12 protein-coding genes are annotated in these 14962 nt (G+C 69.6%); 5 read left to right on the forward strand and 7 right to left on the reverse strand.

Translation table 11 applies throughout. The features are described from left to right. Positions 1-13: 13 nt before the first annotated feature. Complete coding sequence (locus AC5Y3P_RS20800; RefSeq protein WP_500047834.1) at positions 14-1564, reverse strand: carotenoid oxygenase family protein; 1551 nt, start codon at positions 1562-1564, stop codon at positions 14-16. Between the two features lie 69 nt (positions 1565-1633). Between AC5Y3P_RS20800 and AC5Y3P_RS20805 the strand changes: the two genes are divergently transcribed. Beyond that, entirely contained in the window at positions 1634-2350 is a 717-nt protein-coding gene (locus AC5Y3P_RS20805; protein ID WP_500047835.1) for a TetR/AcrR family transcriptional regulator, read from the forward strand. A gap of 36 nt (positions 2351-2386) precedes the next feature. Here AC5Y3P_RS20805 and rplL read toward each other — a convergent pair whose 3' ends face one another. From rplL to AC5Y3P_RS20835, 6 genes are all read right to left on the reverse strand, one after another. Then, entirely contained in the window at positions 2387-2779 is a 393-nt protein-coding gene (gene rplL / locus AC5Y3P_RS20810; protein ID WP_500047836.1) for a 50S ribosomal protein L7/L12, read from the reverse strand. A 50-nt stretch (positions 2780-2829) separates the two neighbouring features. Continuing rightward, positions 2830-3447, reverse strand: coding sequence for a 50S ribosomal protein L10 (gene rplJ / locus AC5Y3P_RS20815; protein WP_500047837.1), 618 nt, complete (start codon positions 3445-3447; stop codon positions 2830-2832). Between the two features lie 267 nt (positions 3448-3714). Further along, positions 3715-4626 carry an ROK family protein gene (locus AC5Y3P_RS20820; RefSeq protein WP_500047838.1) on the reverse strand — a complete coding sequence of 304 codons (912 nt, stop codon included), beginning with the start codon at positions 4624-4626 and terminating at the stop codon, positions 3715-3717. After that, a complete protein-coding gene (locus AC5Y3P_RS20825; protein ID WP_500047839.1) occupies positions 4627-5241 on the reverse strand; it encodes a DUF7158 domain-containing protein in 615 nt (204 codons plus the stop codon). Beyond that, positions 5238-9413, reverse strand: coding sequence for a glycoside hydrolase family 38 N-terminal domain-containing protein (locus tag AC5Y3P_RS20830; protein ID WP_500047840.1), 4176 nt, complete (start codon positions 9411-9413; stop codon positions 5238-5240). The genes AC5Y3P_RS20825 and AC5Y3P_RS20830 overlap by 4 nt, the downstream gene beginning before the upstream one ends. 278 nt (positions 9414-9691) lie before the next feature. Then, the gene (locus tag AC5Y3P_RS20835) at positions 9692-10642 is read right to left on the reverse strand and encodes a helix-turn-helix transcriptional regulator (protein ID WP_500047841.1); all 951 of its coding nucleotides are present in this window, start codon (positions 10640-10642) and stop codon (positions 9692-9694) included. A gap of 180 nt (positions 10643-10822) precedes the next feature. Between AC5Y3P_RS20835 and AC5Y3P_RS20840 the strand changes: the two genes are divergently transcribed. From AC5Y3P_RS20840 to AC5Y3P_RS20855, 4 genes are all read left to right on the forward strand, one after another. Continuing rightward, positions 10823-11422, forward strand: a complete 600-nt coding sequence (locus tag AC5Y3P_RS20840) for a DinB family protein (RefSeq protein WP_500047842.1) — start codon at positions 10823-10825, stop codon at positions 11420-11422. A 71-nt stretch (positions 11423-11493) separates the two neighbouring features. Then, entirely contained in the window at positions 11494-12864 is a 1371-nt protein-coding gene (locus AC5Y3P_RS20845; RefSeq protein ID WP_500047843.1) for an ABC1 kinase family protein, read from the forward strand. Between the two features lie 68 nt (positions 12865-12932). Continuing rightward, entirely contained in the window at positions 12933-13784 is an 852-nt protein-coding gene (locus tag AC5Y3P_RS20850; RefSeq protein WP_500047847.1) for an alpha/beta fold hydrolase, read from the forward strand. Between the two features lie 173 nt (positions 13785-13957). Next, a complete protein-coding gene (locus AC5Y3P_RS20855; RefSeq protein WP_500047844.1) occupies positions 13958-14827 on the forward strand; it encodes a cyclopropane mycolic acid synthase family methyltransferase in 870 nt (289 codons plus the stop codon). The last annotated feature ends 135 nt before the right edge of the window (positions 14828-14962 follow it).

Genomic DNA, 14962 nt, shown 5'->3' on the forward strand with positions numbered 1-14962 from the left:
CCTGTGGCTTGAGTCACTGTAGCGTACGACCTCGTTCGCCCGCCCAGCTAGTGCCAGATTCCTCAGCCGGGCACCAGTTGCCGTGGAAGCCCATCGGCACCCGCTGCGGCAAGTGCACGGTCGCCACGGTTTCCAGCGTCGGCGCGTCCAGGATCAGCAGTTGGCCCTCGTCGCGGCCCCGGTGGTAGCCGAACCCGAGCAACACGCCGTCGTCCTCGGCCTGCGCCCCCGGGTTGGGCACGAACGACATCTCGCCGATCAGCAGTTCGTCGTCCAGCGCCGCCTTGGCCGTGCTGTCGGCGTCGAAGTCCTGCTTGTAGAGCGCGGTGCGGGTGGCGGTCGAGTCCCCGCCGTCGAAGGCACCTTCGATACCCACGGTGTAGCCGTAGCGGTGCCGCAGCCCGGTCAACGTCTCGTTGATCCGGGGGAACTCCTGCGCGCGGTCGTCGCGACGTTCGGTGTGCACCGCGCCGGTACTCAGGTTGATCTCCCAGCGGTCCAGCGTGGGATGCCCGTCACTGGGGCCGTTGCGGTCGGTGCTGAACATCCGCTCGTGCCGCAGCACGTCGAGCACCAGCACCTCGTGCCCGCCGCGCTGTTCGCTGTAGGCGTTGAGCGGGTGGAAGACGTAGCACGGCTCGATGTCGAACCAGCGCACGTCGGCGTTGTCGCCGTCGCGCGGCAGCACGCCGATCCGGGCCGGATAGCTCTCGTCCCACGAGAACGGCATCGAGTTCACCGGCGGGATCCGGCGGTTGATCTGCGCGGCCAACGGCGAGGGCACCCGCACCCGGCCGGCCAGCGCCGACATCACCAGCCGGGCCGGGGCCTGCAGCCAGGTCGGCACCGTGCGCGGGACCACGTCGGCCGGATCGAAGGTCACCGGCAGGTCGTAGATCACCACGTAGCGGTCGGTCAACGAGAAGTCGTGCATCATGGGCGCCCCGCCGACCTCGATGTCCACCGTGCGCTTGGCCCGACCGGCGGTGTCGATCACCGAGTACTGCACGGTGCGGCCGCGGGCAAACGAGTACGACACCGCGTGCAGTTCGCCGGTCTTGGGATCGCGGTGCGGGTGGGCGGTGTAGCCGCCGTACAGCGTGCCGTCGAAGTCGCAGGTCCCGACGGTGTCCAACTCGTCGGTCAGGCGATAGCAGGCACCGCCGCCCTCGACCAGGGCAGTGGTCTGGCCACCGATGGGCAGCACGTTGGTGTTGGGCCCGACGGCGATCATGCCGGCGCGCGGGTCCAGACCGCCCACGGTCGGCTCACCCAGCGCGCGCGACACCCGTGGAGTGCGGACCCAGCGGTTGCGGTACCACTGGGCCGCGCCGTCGCTCAGCGCCAGCCCGTGCACCATGGCGTCCCCGGCGAACCAGTGGTAGGTCGCGGGATCCACTTCGGCGACCGGATTGGGCCCATTACGCAGGTAGCGACCATTGAGGTGGGTGGGGATGGTGCCGGTGACTTCGAGGTCGACCGCGGTGATCTCGGCGGCCACCGGCGCCAGGTAGCCGGACAGATACGGGTTGGTCTTCACCGGGCGTTCGTCGATGGTGCTCATGAGGCTCCTCCAGCAGGTATAACCTTGTTATGACGACGTTATTAGCAGAGTACGCCGGTTGTGAGACGATTGGCAACGATGACTTCGTCGGCTACCCGCAATGTGCGTTCCGACCTGCTGCGCGCAGCCCTCGGTCTGCTCGATGACCACGGCCCGGACGCACTGCAAACTCGCAAGGTCGCCGCGGCGGCCAGCACGTCCACGATGGCGGTCTACACCCATTTCGGCGGTATGCGCGAACTGATCGCCGCGGTCGCCCAGGAGGGTCTGCGGCAGTTCGACGCCGCGCTGGACTCCCCGGACAGCGACGACCCGGTGGCCGACCTGCTGTGGTGCGGGATGGCCTATCGGCGGTTCGCCACCGAACGGCCACACCTGTACCGGTTGATGTTCGGCAGCACCAGCGCGCACGGCATCAATGCGCCGGCCGGCGACGTGCTGGCGCTGGGGGTCGCCGAGGTCGGGGTGCTGCATCCCAGCCTGGCGCATCTGGTGCGCCACGTGCACCGCTGCATGCAGGCCGGCCGGATCACGGCGCATTCGGCCGACGAGGACGCGGCCGTGCTGGCCGTGGCCGGCCAGTTCTGGACCATGATGCACGGGTTCGTGATGCTCGAGCTGGCCGGCTTCTTCGGCCCGCCGGACGCCGCGCTCGGACCGGTGCTGGGCGCGTTGGCCTTCCAGCAGCTGGTCGCGCTCGGCGACGACCCCAAGTCGCTGGCCGCCTCCCAAGCCGCCGTCGCCGCACGTTCGACTGCACGACGAAAATCCCCCGAAGATCGGTGATCTTCGGGGGATTTCGCAGCCTGCGTCAGGCGGAAACTACTTGACGGTGACCGTCGCGCCGGCAGCCTCGAGCTTGGCCTTGGCTTCCTCGGCGGCTTCCTTGGCGACCTTCTCCAGCAGCGGCTTGGGGGCGCCGTCGACCAGGTCCTTGGCTTCCTTGAGGCCCAGGCCGGAGACGATCTCGCGGACCACCTTGATGACGCCGATCTTCTTGTCGCCGGCGCCCTCGAGGATGACGTCGAACTCGGACTGCTCCTCGGCGGCCTCGGCGGCAGCGCCACCACCGGCGGCCGGGGCCGCGGCGACGGCGACCGGAGCGGCCGCGGTGACCTCGAAGGTCTCCTCGAACTTCTTCACGAACTCGGAGAGCTCGAGCAGGGTCAGTTCCTTGAACGCGTCGAGCAGTTCGTCAGTGCTCAGCTTTGCCATGATGTGGCGTCCTTCCTGATGGGTTGTGAAACCAGTGGTTGTTCGGGTGGTTATTCGGTTGTCTCGGTTGCCGGCTCAGCGGCTTCAGCAGTCTCGGCAGGTGCCTCGGCGGCCGGCGCCTCGGCGGCGGCCGGTGCCTCGGCGGTCTCGCCCGCGGCGACCCGCTTGTCCTGCAGCGCCGCAGCCAGGCGAGCGACCTGCGAAGCCGGAGCGTTGAACAGCCCCGCGGCCTTGGACAGGTTGGCCTTCATCGCACCGGCCAGCTTGGCCAGCAGCACCTCGCGGGACTCCAGGTCGGCGATCTGCTCGACCTGCGCGACGGACAGCGGCGCGCCGTCCATGTAGCCGCCCTTGATCACCAGGGACTTGTTGTCCTTGGCGAACTTCTTCAGTGCCTTGGCGGCGTCGACCGGCTCACCGGAGATGAACGCGATCGCGGTCGGTCCGGTGAACAGCTCATCGAGACCCTCGATGCCGGCTTCCGATGCGGCCCGCTTCACCAGCGTGTTCTTGGCGACGGTGTAGGTGGCCGAGTCGCCGAGCGAACGGCGCAGATCGACCAGGTTGCCTACGGTCAGACCGCGGTACTCGGTGATGACGGTCGCAGTCGAGGCCTTGAACTGCTCGGTGATCTCTGCAACGGCAGTGGCCTTGTCAGCCCGGGCCATGCATGCCTCCTGATGTGTAGTGGTTGCGCTCCACCCGAACGAAGCTGCGGTGAAAATCACGAACGCCCCGGCGCAGGATGCGGCCGGGGCGTGAAAGACTGCTGAGCTCGGCTCAGCGGTACTGCCTCGTCCTCCTGCGTGGGCCGCCGGGATGTTCCCGGACCTTCAACCGATTTCTCGGTGACCGACGGTCTTCGGTGGATCGCCGACCACCATAGCGCGCCCGGGACCGATCAACCAAAACGAGGCCCGCCGGTACTCGCCGAGCTATCGCGGCACCCGCAGCAGCGCGGCCGCACCGACCAGCCCGGCGTCCCCGCCGAGCAGCGCCGGGCTGACCGTCAGCCCCTCGATGAAGCTCAGCCCGGTGTAGCCGGCCAACGCCGCCAGCAACGGGTCGAACAGCACCGGGCCGGACTTGGCCACGCCGCCGCCGATCACCACCCGGTCCAGATCGCACACCGCGGCCACCGACGCGATCATCGCGGCCACCGCGGTGGCGCCGCGCCGGAACGTCTGGACCGCGACGGCGTCGCCGCCGGCCGCGGCCTGCGCCAGCACTTTGGCATCAGCGGATTCCGGTGCCTGCCAACCATTTTCACGCGCCCAGGCCACCATCCGCGGACCGCTGGCGATGGCTTCCACGCAGCCGCGGCCGCCGCACGCGCACGGCGGTCCGGCCAGGTCGACGACGGCATGCCCGACGTGCCCGGCGTTGCCGGTGCGCCCTTCGTAGGGCCGGCCGTCGAGCACGAGTCCGCCGCCGACGCCGGTGGACACCACCATGCCGAGCAAAAACGATGCGCCCTGCCCGGCGCCGCACCAGTGCTCCCCCAACGCCATGCACAGCCCGTCCATTCCCAACTCGACCGGCAGACCGGGAAGCAGTTGCGCGACCCTGTCGCGGATCGGGAAACCGCGCCAGGCCGGCACGTTGACCGGACTGATGCTGCCCGCCGCCAGGTCGACCGGGCCGGCCGAGCTGATCCCGACGCCGCGCAGGGTGCGCCCGGCCGACATCGTCGCGATCAGGTCGGCGACCACTGCGAACGGCAGCTCGGGGTCGGTGCCGCGCAGGGTCGGCTGCTGGGTACGCCGCACCACCGTGCCGTCGTCGTCGATCAACCCGGCGGCGATCTTGGTGCCGCCGATGTCGAGGGCCAGGGTCAGGTCGGTCATCTAGTGCCGGTGGATGTTGTCGGGTTGGCGGGGGTCACCGGGATGTTCGTAGCCGGGCGCGAGTTCGACCAGATCGGCGCAACGGGTGTCCAGCCAGCACCGAAACGCCCGCCGGCGGGCCGCGCCGTGCAGGTGCCGGTGGATCTGGTCGCGCACCTGCCCGAGCGGTGGCGGCGCCGAGACCGGGGCCTGCCAGCCGGCACCCACCGCGACGGTCCCGGCGAACCGGGTCGGGTTGCGGGAGTGGTAGGCGGCGATCTGCGCGTCGGGCACCGTGACGTCGGCGGTGACGTAGTCGAACAACGCCCGCGCCAGCGGTTCGGCCAGCACGTCGGCCAGTACGCTGCCGATCTCCAACCGCGCGGTCGCATCCGGGAGCAGCTCCGTGATGCCCGGGGCATGCTCGGCGGACACCCCGAGTCGGGTGGCTTCGACGGCGACCACCCGTCGGGTCACCAGCAGCTGGGTGACCCACCGCCGCAGCTGTCGGCCCTCGCTGGTGCCGGCCAGCGGCAGGCTGGCAGCCGGCATCCGGGCGCGCAGCTCGGCCTCGGCGGCGTCGACGTCGTCGATTGACACCGCCGTTCCGGCCACCCGCGCGGCCAGCACGTTCATGTCACCACCACCCGGGCCGCCGAGCTGTAGGCCAACTGCCCGGCGCCGGCCACCCGAATCAGCGCCCACCACTGCCCGGGTTCCAGCCAGCGCGGCGGGCTGACGTCGAAGGCCAGCTCGATCTGGCCGGCGGCCGGCAGCAGCGCGCCCACCGCGGCCGGACCCAGCCATTCCCAGGTGCCCCACGGGCTGATCAGGTGGGCTTCCAGCGCCAGGTCGCCGGCCAGGTCACCGGCCACCTGCACGGTCAGCCGGCCGGTGTGTCCGGCTGCCAACTCGACGTCGTGCGGACCGTCGATCAGCCGGAACGCGGCCGCGTCGGCGTCGGCCGGTTGGCCCAGTTGCACCAGGCAGACGTCTTCGACCGGTTGCCGCCACGCCGCGGGCAGGTCCGTTCCGGTCAGGGCCAGCTCGGCGCGCACCGGGTAGCATCCCGGTGCGGTACTCGGCGCGCTGATCCGGATCTCGGCTTCCAGATGAGCACCGGGTTCCAGTGTGAACGGCAGCACGGCCGGCCTGGCCGACCAGCCCGGCGGGCAGTGCAGCCGGACTTGGCCGCGCAGTGCGACGTCGGTGCAGTCACTGGCCGCGGTCAGGCGCAACCCGAACTCGGCGTCGTCGGTCTGGATCCGGTGCGGGTGCAGATGAGCGACGGCGGGTAGCCCGCCCAGCGGTGCCGGTCCGCGATTGTGCAGCCAGTACCGGGCGTAGAGCGGTTGGGCGGCTTCGGCATCGGGCGCGAGGCGGACCGGCGGATCGGCTGCCGACCCGCGGTGGGACTCGAATTCGGTGAGCACCGTGGCGATTTCGTAACCGTGCAGCCGGACCGCGGAGATCGGCTGACGGGACTGCTCGAGCAGATCGGCCTTGGCCCGCACCGTCAGGGCCGCCACATCCGAACCCAATTCGATCTCGACGTCGCGGCCGCAGGCCTCCACCAGCCGCACCGCCAACTGGCCCGACACCGCGGCCGCACTGCCCGCCGGGGTGGGATTGCCGGCCAGTTTCACTGCTTCGACGTGCGCCTGGCCGCCGCGCACGCGCAGCAGGGACCCGCTGCCCGGCACGGGTTCTGCGGCTACGTCGAGCCCGGGCACGGCATACAGCGGGCGGGAGAACTCGGCACTGTGCGCCGGCACACCGGCCGCGCGCCAGTCGCCGGTCCCGGCGACCACGGCGTAGTCGAAGGTGTGCGACCAGTGCTGCAGTTGGAAGTTGGACCCGTCGGGCGCCGAACGACGCTCGTGTGTGGTCCACACCCCGGACGGCCAACCGGTGCACGAGCGCATCAGCGACGTGTGCAAGGTGCCGTCGGATTCGACCGCGAAGCTCGGCACGCCGCGGTTAAGCACTGCGACGGTGCCGGCTTCGAACCCGGTGCGCACTCCCGGCGGGTGCTGCGGTACCTCGATCTCGGCGTCGTCGAGATCGGCGGCCACCGCGCGCACGGCCCGGACCAGGGCCGCCTCGTCGCGGCCGGCGAGCACCAGCACCGGCAGCGCGCGCACCGCCCGCAAATCGGCGTCGGGCACCCACTCGTCGGCCACCGGATTGACCGCCGGGATCAGCACCCGGGCGCTGTCGGATTGGGTCAGTTGACGTTCCAGCTCGGCGGTGTAGTCCGGGTCGGCGGCGGCCAGCACCGCCGCGCTGAACGGGTTGCGGTCCGGGCCGCCGATGGCGATCCGGGTGTCGGGCAGGTTGGAGTCCACCTCCAGATGTCCGTAGCGCGGCCGGTCGGCCGCCGAGCAGGTGGCCGTCACACCCGCGCGCACCAGCGCCACCAGCAGCTCACGCGCCAACGGCCCGGATTCGGCGTCGGCCGGGGTGATCACCTCGGCCACCGCGACGGCCTGCACCTGCTCGGCACTGCACCGCAGCCGCGCCGCCGAGGACAACCCGAACCAGCCGAAGGCCGGGTTCTCCAACGTCCAGGGCTGCGTTGCGGTGTCCACCGACTCGGTCGAGCCCGGGGTGTGCAGCAGACCGAAACCCCGCCCGATCACTGCGTCGCCGACCTCGCAGACCGGCACCGCACCCGGTACCGGGGTGGGCCAGCGCAACCGCACCAGTTGGTCCTCGCCGACGAAGTCGTCCAGCACGGTCTGGCAGTCCACCCGGTCCAGTCCGTGCCACAGGGTCAGGGTTTGGGTGTAGCGCAGCACTCCGTCGATGCCGCCGCGGATCACCAGCCGCTCACCGAGCGGACAGCGCACCGCATGGACCTGCGCGGGCGCGCTCGACGAGGTCCGCACCGGACCCTTGGGCAGCAGATGCCAGGGCCCTTCCCCGGCTTTCGGGTGCGCGGAATGCTCTTGGTAGACCGCGAGCTCGTTGCCCACCCGGCCGTCGGCGATCAGTTCTCGGCCGCCGTGGCGCAGCGACACCACACCACCGCCACGATCCGGATCCACCTGGATCTCGTAGTGCGCGTTGCTGATCCGCACACCGTCGACCGGCTGCCAGCCGGTGTCGGTCGCGGCGTCGCCCAGTCGGTAGGCCCGCCACCCCAGCGACGGCACGTCGGCGGCCAGCCAGCTCACGGTGTGACCGTCGTCGCCGACGACGGTGGGCACCGGGGCGCCGGTGTCGTCGAGAACGCAGCTGCGCGGGCCGGCCGGTTGCGTCAGGTGCGCGGTCACGATGTCGGTGCGGTTGCGCGCCAACGGGTTCCACACCGTCAACGGTGCCGCACCGACGGCCGCGGTGAGCGCCGTCAGCGCGTTGGCCGCTGTGTGGTGCCCGATCTCCCAGGCGTCACGCCAGCTGGTGAGCAGATCCAGGTAGACCTGATCGGATTCCGAGCCGGTGATGGCGTCGTGGTGCGCGCCGTAGGCCAACTGCACCCAGGCCTTGGCCAGCGCGGCCTCCGGGTAGGCCGCCCCGGTCAGCAGGTGCGCGAAGGCCGCGAAGCGTTCGGCGTCCAGCAGCGCGGCCTCGGCAGCCCGGTTGGCCTGCTTGGTGTCGATGAACGACACGTCCTTGCCGGTGTAGATCGGGTTCATGTCCCGGGTCTGCGGCGACGGCGTCGCACCGCGTTCGGCCAGCTCGGCGCGCACCGCGGCGAAGAACTCCTTGGGCAGTCCACAGACGAACTTCGGCCAGGTGTAGCGGTCGTTCCAGTCCCGGTGGATCTCGGTGACCCACTTGTTCGGCGGTGTGTAGTCGGTGCCGACCGGCAGCAGCACGTTGCGGGTCGCGGCCACCTTCTGCAGGCTGCGGAACAGCTCGTGGGTGGCCGTCTCGGCGTCGGCCAGCGTCGCGGCCGAATCCATCCACCAGCCGGCCGAGTAGTGCGCCGGCATGTAGTGGGTCAGCAACCCGGTGCCCGACGGTGCGATCCACTCGAACTCGCTGGCGAACTGCATGCGTTCGGGGTCGCCGCCGTCGGCCATCGGGCCCCACTGGTGGAACGGCCCACGGGCCCACGAGCTCGAGGTCAGGCCGACGTCGGCCGCCATCCCGGGGAACTGCGGGTCGTGCCCGAACACATCGAGCTGCCAGGCGGTGGCCGGGTCGGCGCCCAGCACGGTGCGCTGAAAACCGATGCCGTGCACCAGGTTCCGGATCGCGGTCTCGGCGCTGGTGAGATTGGTGTTGGGTTCGTTGTAGGTGCCGCCCATCACTTCCACCCGGCCTTCGGCCAGGAAACGGCGCAGATCGGCGCGGTCCTCGGGCCGGGTGTCCCAGTACGGCTTGAGGTAGTCCACCTCGGCGAGCACGAACTTGTACTGCGGGTCCCGCCGCGCCAGTTCCAGGTGGGCGGCCACCAGCGCGAAGCCGTTGGTCTGCCGGCAGGCCCCGGGCGGGTCTTCGGTCCACTCGCTGGTGTAGGCGGCCTGGGTGTTCCACCACACCGGGTCGTAGTGGAAGTGGCTGACCATGTACATGGTCCAGCCGGGTTCGGCGTCGAGGAAGCTGAAATCGCAGCGCTGGGCGCCGAGTTCGACCTGGGCCGCGCGGCGCCGACCGGGTTCGGGATCACGCACCACGACGGCGACGTCGACCACCCCGTCGCCCGCTTCGGCGCGCCCCGGTTCCGGGGTGGAAAGCCCGTCGCCGCGCACCTGCACCGAAGCGGCCTCGGTCAGGCCGCAGTAGGTCACCCGGACCAGTTGCAGCGGTGCGTCATCGGGCCCGACGAACAGTTCGGTCGCCTCCGCAGAGAGCACACCTCACCATCCCGCGCCGGGCTGACCGGGGTCGCTCGACACGCCGGGTCCGGGCCGACTTTCCCCGGCTCGCCGATTGTTCGGAAATCGTTCACACCCCGGCTGACCTGCGTGGCATGCCGAGTGGCCGAACCCGTGGCACGGTGGAGACATTGTGACCGAGCAACAAGCTGGACACCACGGCGAACGCAGCTGGCGAGACCCATTGTCGCTGGGCTGGCAGGCCCATCGCGGCCTGCTGCTGCTGCGGCTGCGATGGCACGTCTCCGCGCAGCGAGCTATTGCGCGGCTCGGGCCAGCCGGGCCGCGCGCTGCTGTGCTGCCGCGATCACCTCGGGCGGACTCAGGATCTCGAACTCGGCGTCCACCATGGCCAGGTACAACGCCAGCCGGGCCGGATCATCGGCGCCGGCGCTGACCACGCAGGCATCCGGGCCGTCGGCCTCGATGGTCACCGCACTCGACGAGAAGTAGCGGGCCACCACGTCCGCGGCGCAGCGGTAGCGCACCCGCGCCACGTAGCGGTACGGCGAGCTGCTCAACGACCGGCTGACGAACGCGGCGGCGTCGGGCGCCGCGCGCGGCGCGAAGGTGGTTCCGCAGGCTCGCACGCCGGCCAGTCGATCCAGCCGCAGGGTGCGCCAATCGGCCCGGTCCCGGTCGAAGGCCAGCAGATACCACCGCCGACCGGTGGTGACCAGCTGATAAGGCTCCAACCGGCGCTGCGTGGCAGCCCCGGCCCGGTCGGTGTAATCGGCTTCGACGTGCTCATGGTCGCGGCAGGCGCGCGCCAGCGTCATCAGGACCTCGGGCTGCACGGGTACGGCCGACTCCGCGGTCAGCGTCACGGTGCTGGCGTGTACCGCACCGACCTGGGAGCGCAGCCGGGGCGGCAGCACCTGGTCCAACTTGGACAGCGCGCGCAACGCGGTCTCCGCCACGCCGGCGACACTGCCGCCGGCAGCCAGCCGCAGACACACCGCGACGGCGACCGCCTCGTCGGGGTCGAGCAGCAGCGGCGGCATGGCCGCCCCGGCGCCCAGTTGGTAGCCGCCCCCGTGCCCTCTGCTGGCCAGCACCGGATAGCCCAGCTCACGCAGCCGGTCGACGTCACGACGCACGCTGCGGACCGTGACCCCGAGCCGCTCGGCCAGCTCGGCCCCGCCCCACACCCGGCGCGACTGCAGCAACCCGAGCAGCTGCAGCACCCGGGCCGTGGTCTCCGCCATGGAACCCAGTCTTTCGCATTCAAAGGACAGAAACTGTCCTTTGTTGCTGGCACGCTGAGTTCATGGCCCTGGCAGCGCACCTCGCCGGACAACTCGAGTTGCATTGGCACGGCGCTGAAATCGCCTGTATCCGTGATCTTTACACCCACCAACCGAACCGCCGATCCTGAGAGGAACCGGATGCCCGCCTTGGCCCCACCCGTGCACGACGAGCGCGACGCGCTACGCAGCTACCTGGCCTATCACCAGGCCGCCTATCCCGCGGTGGCCTACGGGCTGACCGATGCGCAAGCCCGGGCCACGCCGACGTGCAGTGCCCTGTCGATCGGCGGTCTGGTCCAGCACGCCGCCGGTGTGCAGCGCGCCTGGATGGCCCGGGTCGCGGCCGCCCCCGGCATCCCGCCGGTCGACGACCGGCCGTTCGAGCTGCGGGTCGCCGAACGCGAGAACGAGTACCGGCTAGCCGCCGACGACACCCTGGCCGCCGCCTTGGACCGGTTGGCCGCGCAGAACGCCGAAACACTGCGGCTGGTGGAAACCGCCGACCTGGACGCCGCCGTCCCGGTGCCCCGCGACGCGCCGTGGTTTCCTCCCGACATCGACGCCTGGTCGGTGCGCTGGGTGTTCCTGCACGTGATCAACGAACTGGCCCGGCACGCCGGGCACGCCGACATCATCCGCGAACACATCGACGGCGCCACCATGTACGAATTGATCGCTGGTCAAGAGGGCTGGGCACCGCAGCCGTGGCTGACGCCCTGGCAGCCGAGTCGGACATAGCCCCGGTCGTGCGCTGTGGCTCAGCTCACCAGAATTGGGACCGGGCACAGCGGGTTTGGCACACTACAACAATGAGTCCGACCAAACCTCACCGGGAGGTCGCCAAGCTGGACCGGGTGCCGCTGCCGTTCGAAGCCATCCGGGTCGGCACCACCGGCTGGCAGCTCACCCGCACCGCCGGCCGGGTGCTCACCAAGCTGCGCGGCCGCGGCAGCCTGCAGTCCAAGGTGGTCAAGGAGATTCCGCAGACCTTCGCCGATCTCGGCCCCACCTACGTCAAGTTCGGCCAGATCATCGCCTCCAGCCCGGGTGCGTTCGGTGAACCGCTGTCCCGCGAGTTCCGCACCCTGCTGGACGCGGTGCCGCCGGCCGATCCGGACGAAGTGCACAAGCTCATCCAGGAGGACCTCGGCGACGAGCCGCAGAACCTGTTCAAGCACTGGGAGGACAAGCCGTTCGCGTCGGCGTCGATCGCCCAGGTGCACTTCGCGACGCTGCACAGCGGCGAGGACGTCGTGGTCAAGATCCAGCGCCCCGGCATCCGCCGCCGGGTCGCCGCCGATCTGCAGATCCTCAAGCGGTTCGCGTGGTTGGTCGAGGTGGCCAAGCTGGGCCGGCGGCTCTCGGCGCAGGACGTGGTCGCCGACTTCGCCGACAACCTGGCCGAAGAGCTCGACTTCCGGATCGAGGCGCAGTCCATGGAGGCCTGGGTCAGCCACCTGCACGCCTCCCCGCTGGGCCGCAACATCAAGGTGCCCGAGGTGCACTGGCCGTTCACCTCCGAACGAGTGCTCACCATGGAGCGCGTGCACGGCGTGCGCATCGACGACGTCGCCGCCATCCGCAAGCAGGGCTTCGATGGTGAGGAGCTGGTCAAGGCGCTGCTGTTCTCCACCTTCGAGGGCGGCCTGCGGCACGGCTTGTTCCACGGTGACCTGCACGCCGGCAACCTGCTGGTCGACGACACCGGCCGGGTGGTGTTCCTGGATTTCGGCATCATGGGCCGCATCGATCCGCGCACCCGCTGGCTGCTGCGCGAGCTGATCTACTCGCTGCTGGTCAAGAAGGATCACGCGGCGGCCGGCAAGATCGTGGTGCTGCTCGGCGCGGTCGGCACGGTCAAACCCGAAGCCCAGGCCGCCAAGGATCTGGAGTCCTTCGCCCAGCCGTTGACCCTCAAGACGCTGGGCGACATGAGCTACGCCGAGATCGGCAAGCAGCTGTCCACGCTCGCCGACGCCTACGACGTCAAGCTGCCCCGCGAACTGGTGCTGATCGGCAAGCAGTTCCTCTACGTCGAGCGGTACATGAAACTGCTGGCGCCGAAGTGGCAGATGATGAACGATCCGCAGTTCTCCGGTTACTTCGCCAACTTCATGGTGGAGGTCAGCCGGGAGCACAGCACGGATCTGGACGAGGACGGAAAGCAGGTCGAGGTCTAGTCGTGTCCACCTCACTGATCCGCACCGGCTTCGCCAAATCCGGCGACCTGGACATCTACTACGAAGACATGGGCGATATCGGCGCGCCGCCGGTGCTGCTCGTGATGGGTTTGGGCGCCCAGCTGCTGCTGTGGCCCGACGAGTTCTGCCAACGCCTGGTCGACCGCGACCTGCGGGTGATCCGGTTCGACAACCGCGACGTCGGCCTGTCCAGCAAGTTGGACGGTCAGCGGGTGGCAGGCTCGCAGTATCCGAGCATGCTGCGCTCGCTGATCGGCCGGCCCAGCCCGGCGGTCTACACCCTCGAGGACATGGCCGACGACGCCGCCGCGCTGCTCGACCATCTGGACCTGGAGCACGCGCACGTCGTCGGGGCGTCGATGGGCGGGATGATCGCGCAGGTGTTCGCGGCGCGGCATGCGCCGCGCACGGCCTCGCTGGGCGTGATCTTCTCCAGCAACAACCAGGCCGCGCTGCCGCCGCCGGACCCGCGTGCGCTGTTCGCGGTCATCAAGGGCCCGGCGCCGGATTCCCCGCGCGAGGTGATCATCGACAACGCGGTGCGGGTGTCGCGGATCATCGGCAGCCCGGCCTACCCGAAACCCGAATCCCAACTGCGCGCCGACGCCGAGCGCGGCTACCAGCGCAGCTTCTACCCGGTCGGCGTCGCGCGGCAGTTCGGCGCAATCCTGGGCAGCGGCAGCCTGCGTCGGCACGACCAGCGCATCGCAGCTCCCACCGTGGTGATCCACGGGCTGGCCGACCGGCTGATGCGCCCGGCCGGCGGCCGAGCGGTGGCCAACAACATCACCGGAGCCCGTCTGGTGCTCTTCCCGGGCATGGGACACGATTTGCCGGAAGAACTTTGGGACCCGGTGATCGATCAATTGGCGCTGACCTTCAACAGCGCCGCCCGCTGATTCCCGGCCCAGGTGAGTGCCCCGAAACCAGGCTCCCCCGGCGCGCCGAGGCACCCCATAGTGCCCCACCTGACCTGGGATTTTAGTGAGTTTGCTCGGCGGTTCGAGCCGCCGTCGGGCCACTTCGGTGTCGTATGCTCGGCTCTGGGTACACACACAGGCGGGAGCTTTCTGTGGCACAAACGTCGAAGCTGACACCGAAGTACGACGAGCTGCAGTCCATCTACGACATCTCGAACGAGTTCTACGAACTGTTCCTGGGGCCAACCATGGGCTACACCTGCGGCTACTTCGAGCGCGAAGACATGACCGGCGACGAAGCCCAGTTGGCCAAGTTCGACCTGGCACTGGGCAAGCTCGGACTCGAGCCCGGAATGACGCTGCTGGACATCGGCTGCGGCTGGGGTGCCTGCATGCAGCGGGCCATCGAGAAGTACGACGTCAACGTGATCGGTTTGACCCTGTCGGGTGAGCAACGCAAGTACGCCATCGACAAACTGGCCAAGGTCCGCACCGAACGCAATGTCGAGGTCCGACTGCAGGGCTGGGAAGAGTTCACCGACAAGGTCGATCGGATCGTGTCGATCGGCGCCTTCGAGCACTTCGGGTTCGAGCGGTATCCGGCGTTCTTCGAGATGGCCTACGACGCGCTGCCCGACGACGGCGTCATGCTGTTGCACAACATCACCGGATTCGACCTGCGCCAGGGCAAGAAGCTCGGCCTGCACATGACCTTCGAAGACGCCCGGTTCGCCCGGTTCATCATGACCGAGATCTTCCCCGGCGGGCGGCTGCCCTCGGTGGAGCTGGAGCGGGAAAAGGCCACCGAAGCCGGGTTCAAAATCAGCCAGCTGCAGGAGATCGGCCCGCACTACGTGCGCACGCTCGAGATCTGGGCCGACGCGCTGGAAGCGAACAAGGACGAGGCCATCGCCATCCAGGGGCAGGTGGTTTATGACCGCTACCACAAGTACCTCAACGGCTGCCAGAAGTATTTCGCCTCGGGCCACATCAGCGTGCACCAGTTCACGCTGACCAAATAGCCCGAGCCGTGCGCCGCACCGTCTCGGCCAATCCGGGCCCGAACCTCGGGCTTTGCTAGGTCATCGCGGTCCGGACGAGTACGTTGAGGGCAACCCCAACGCGCAGCGAGGTGCAGCATCATGTCGGAATTGAGC

It is taken from the genome of Mycobacterium sp. NGS45, assembly GCF_059812645.1.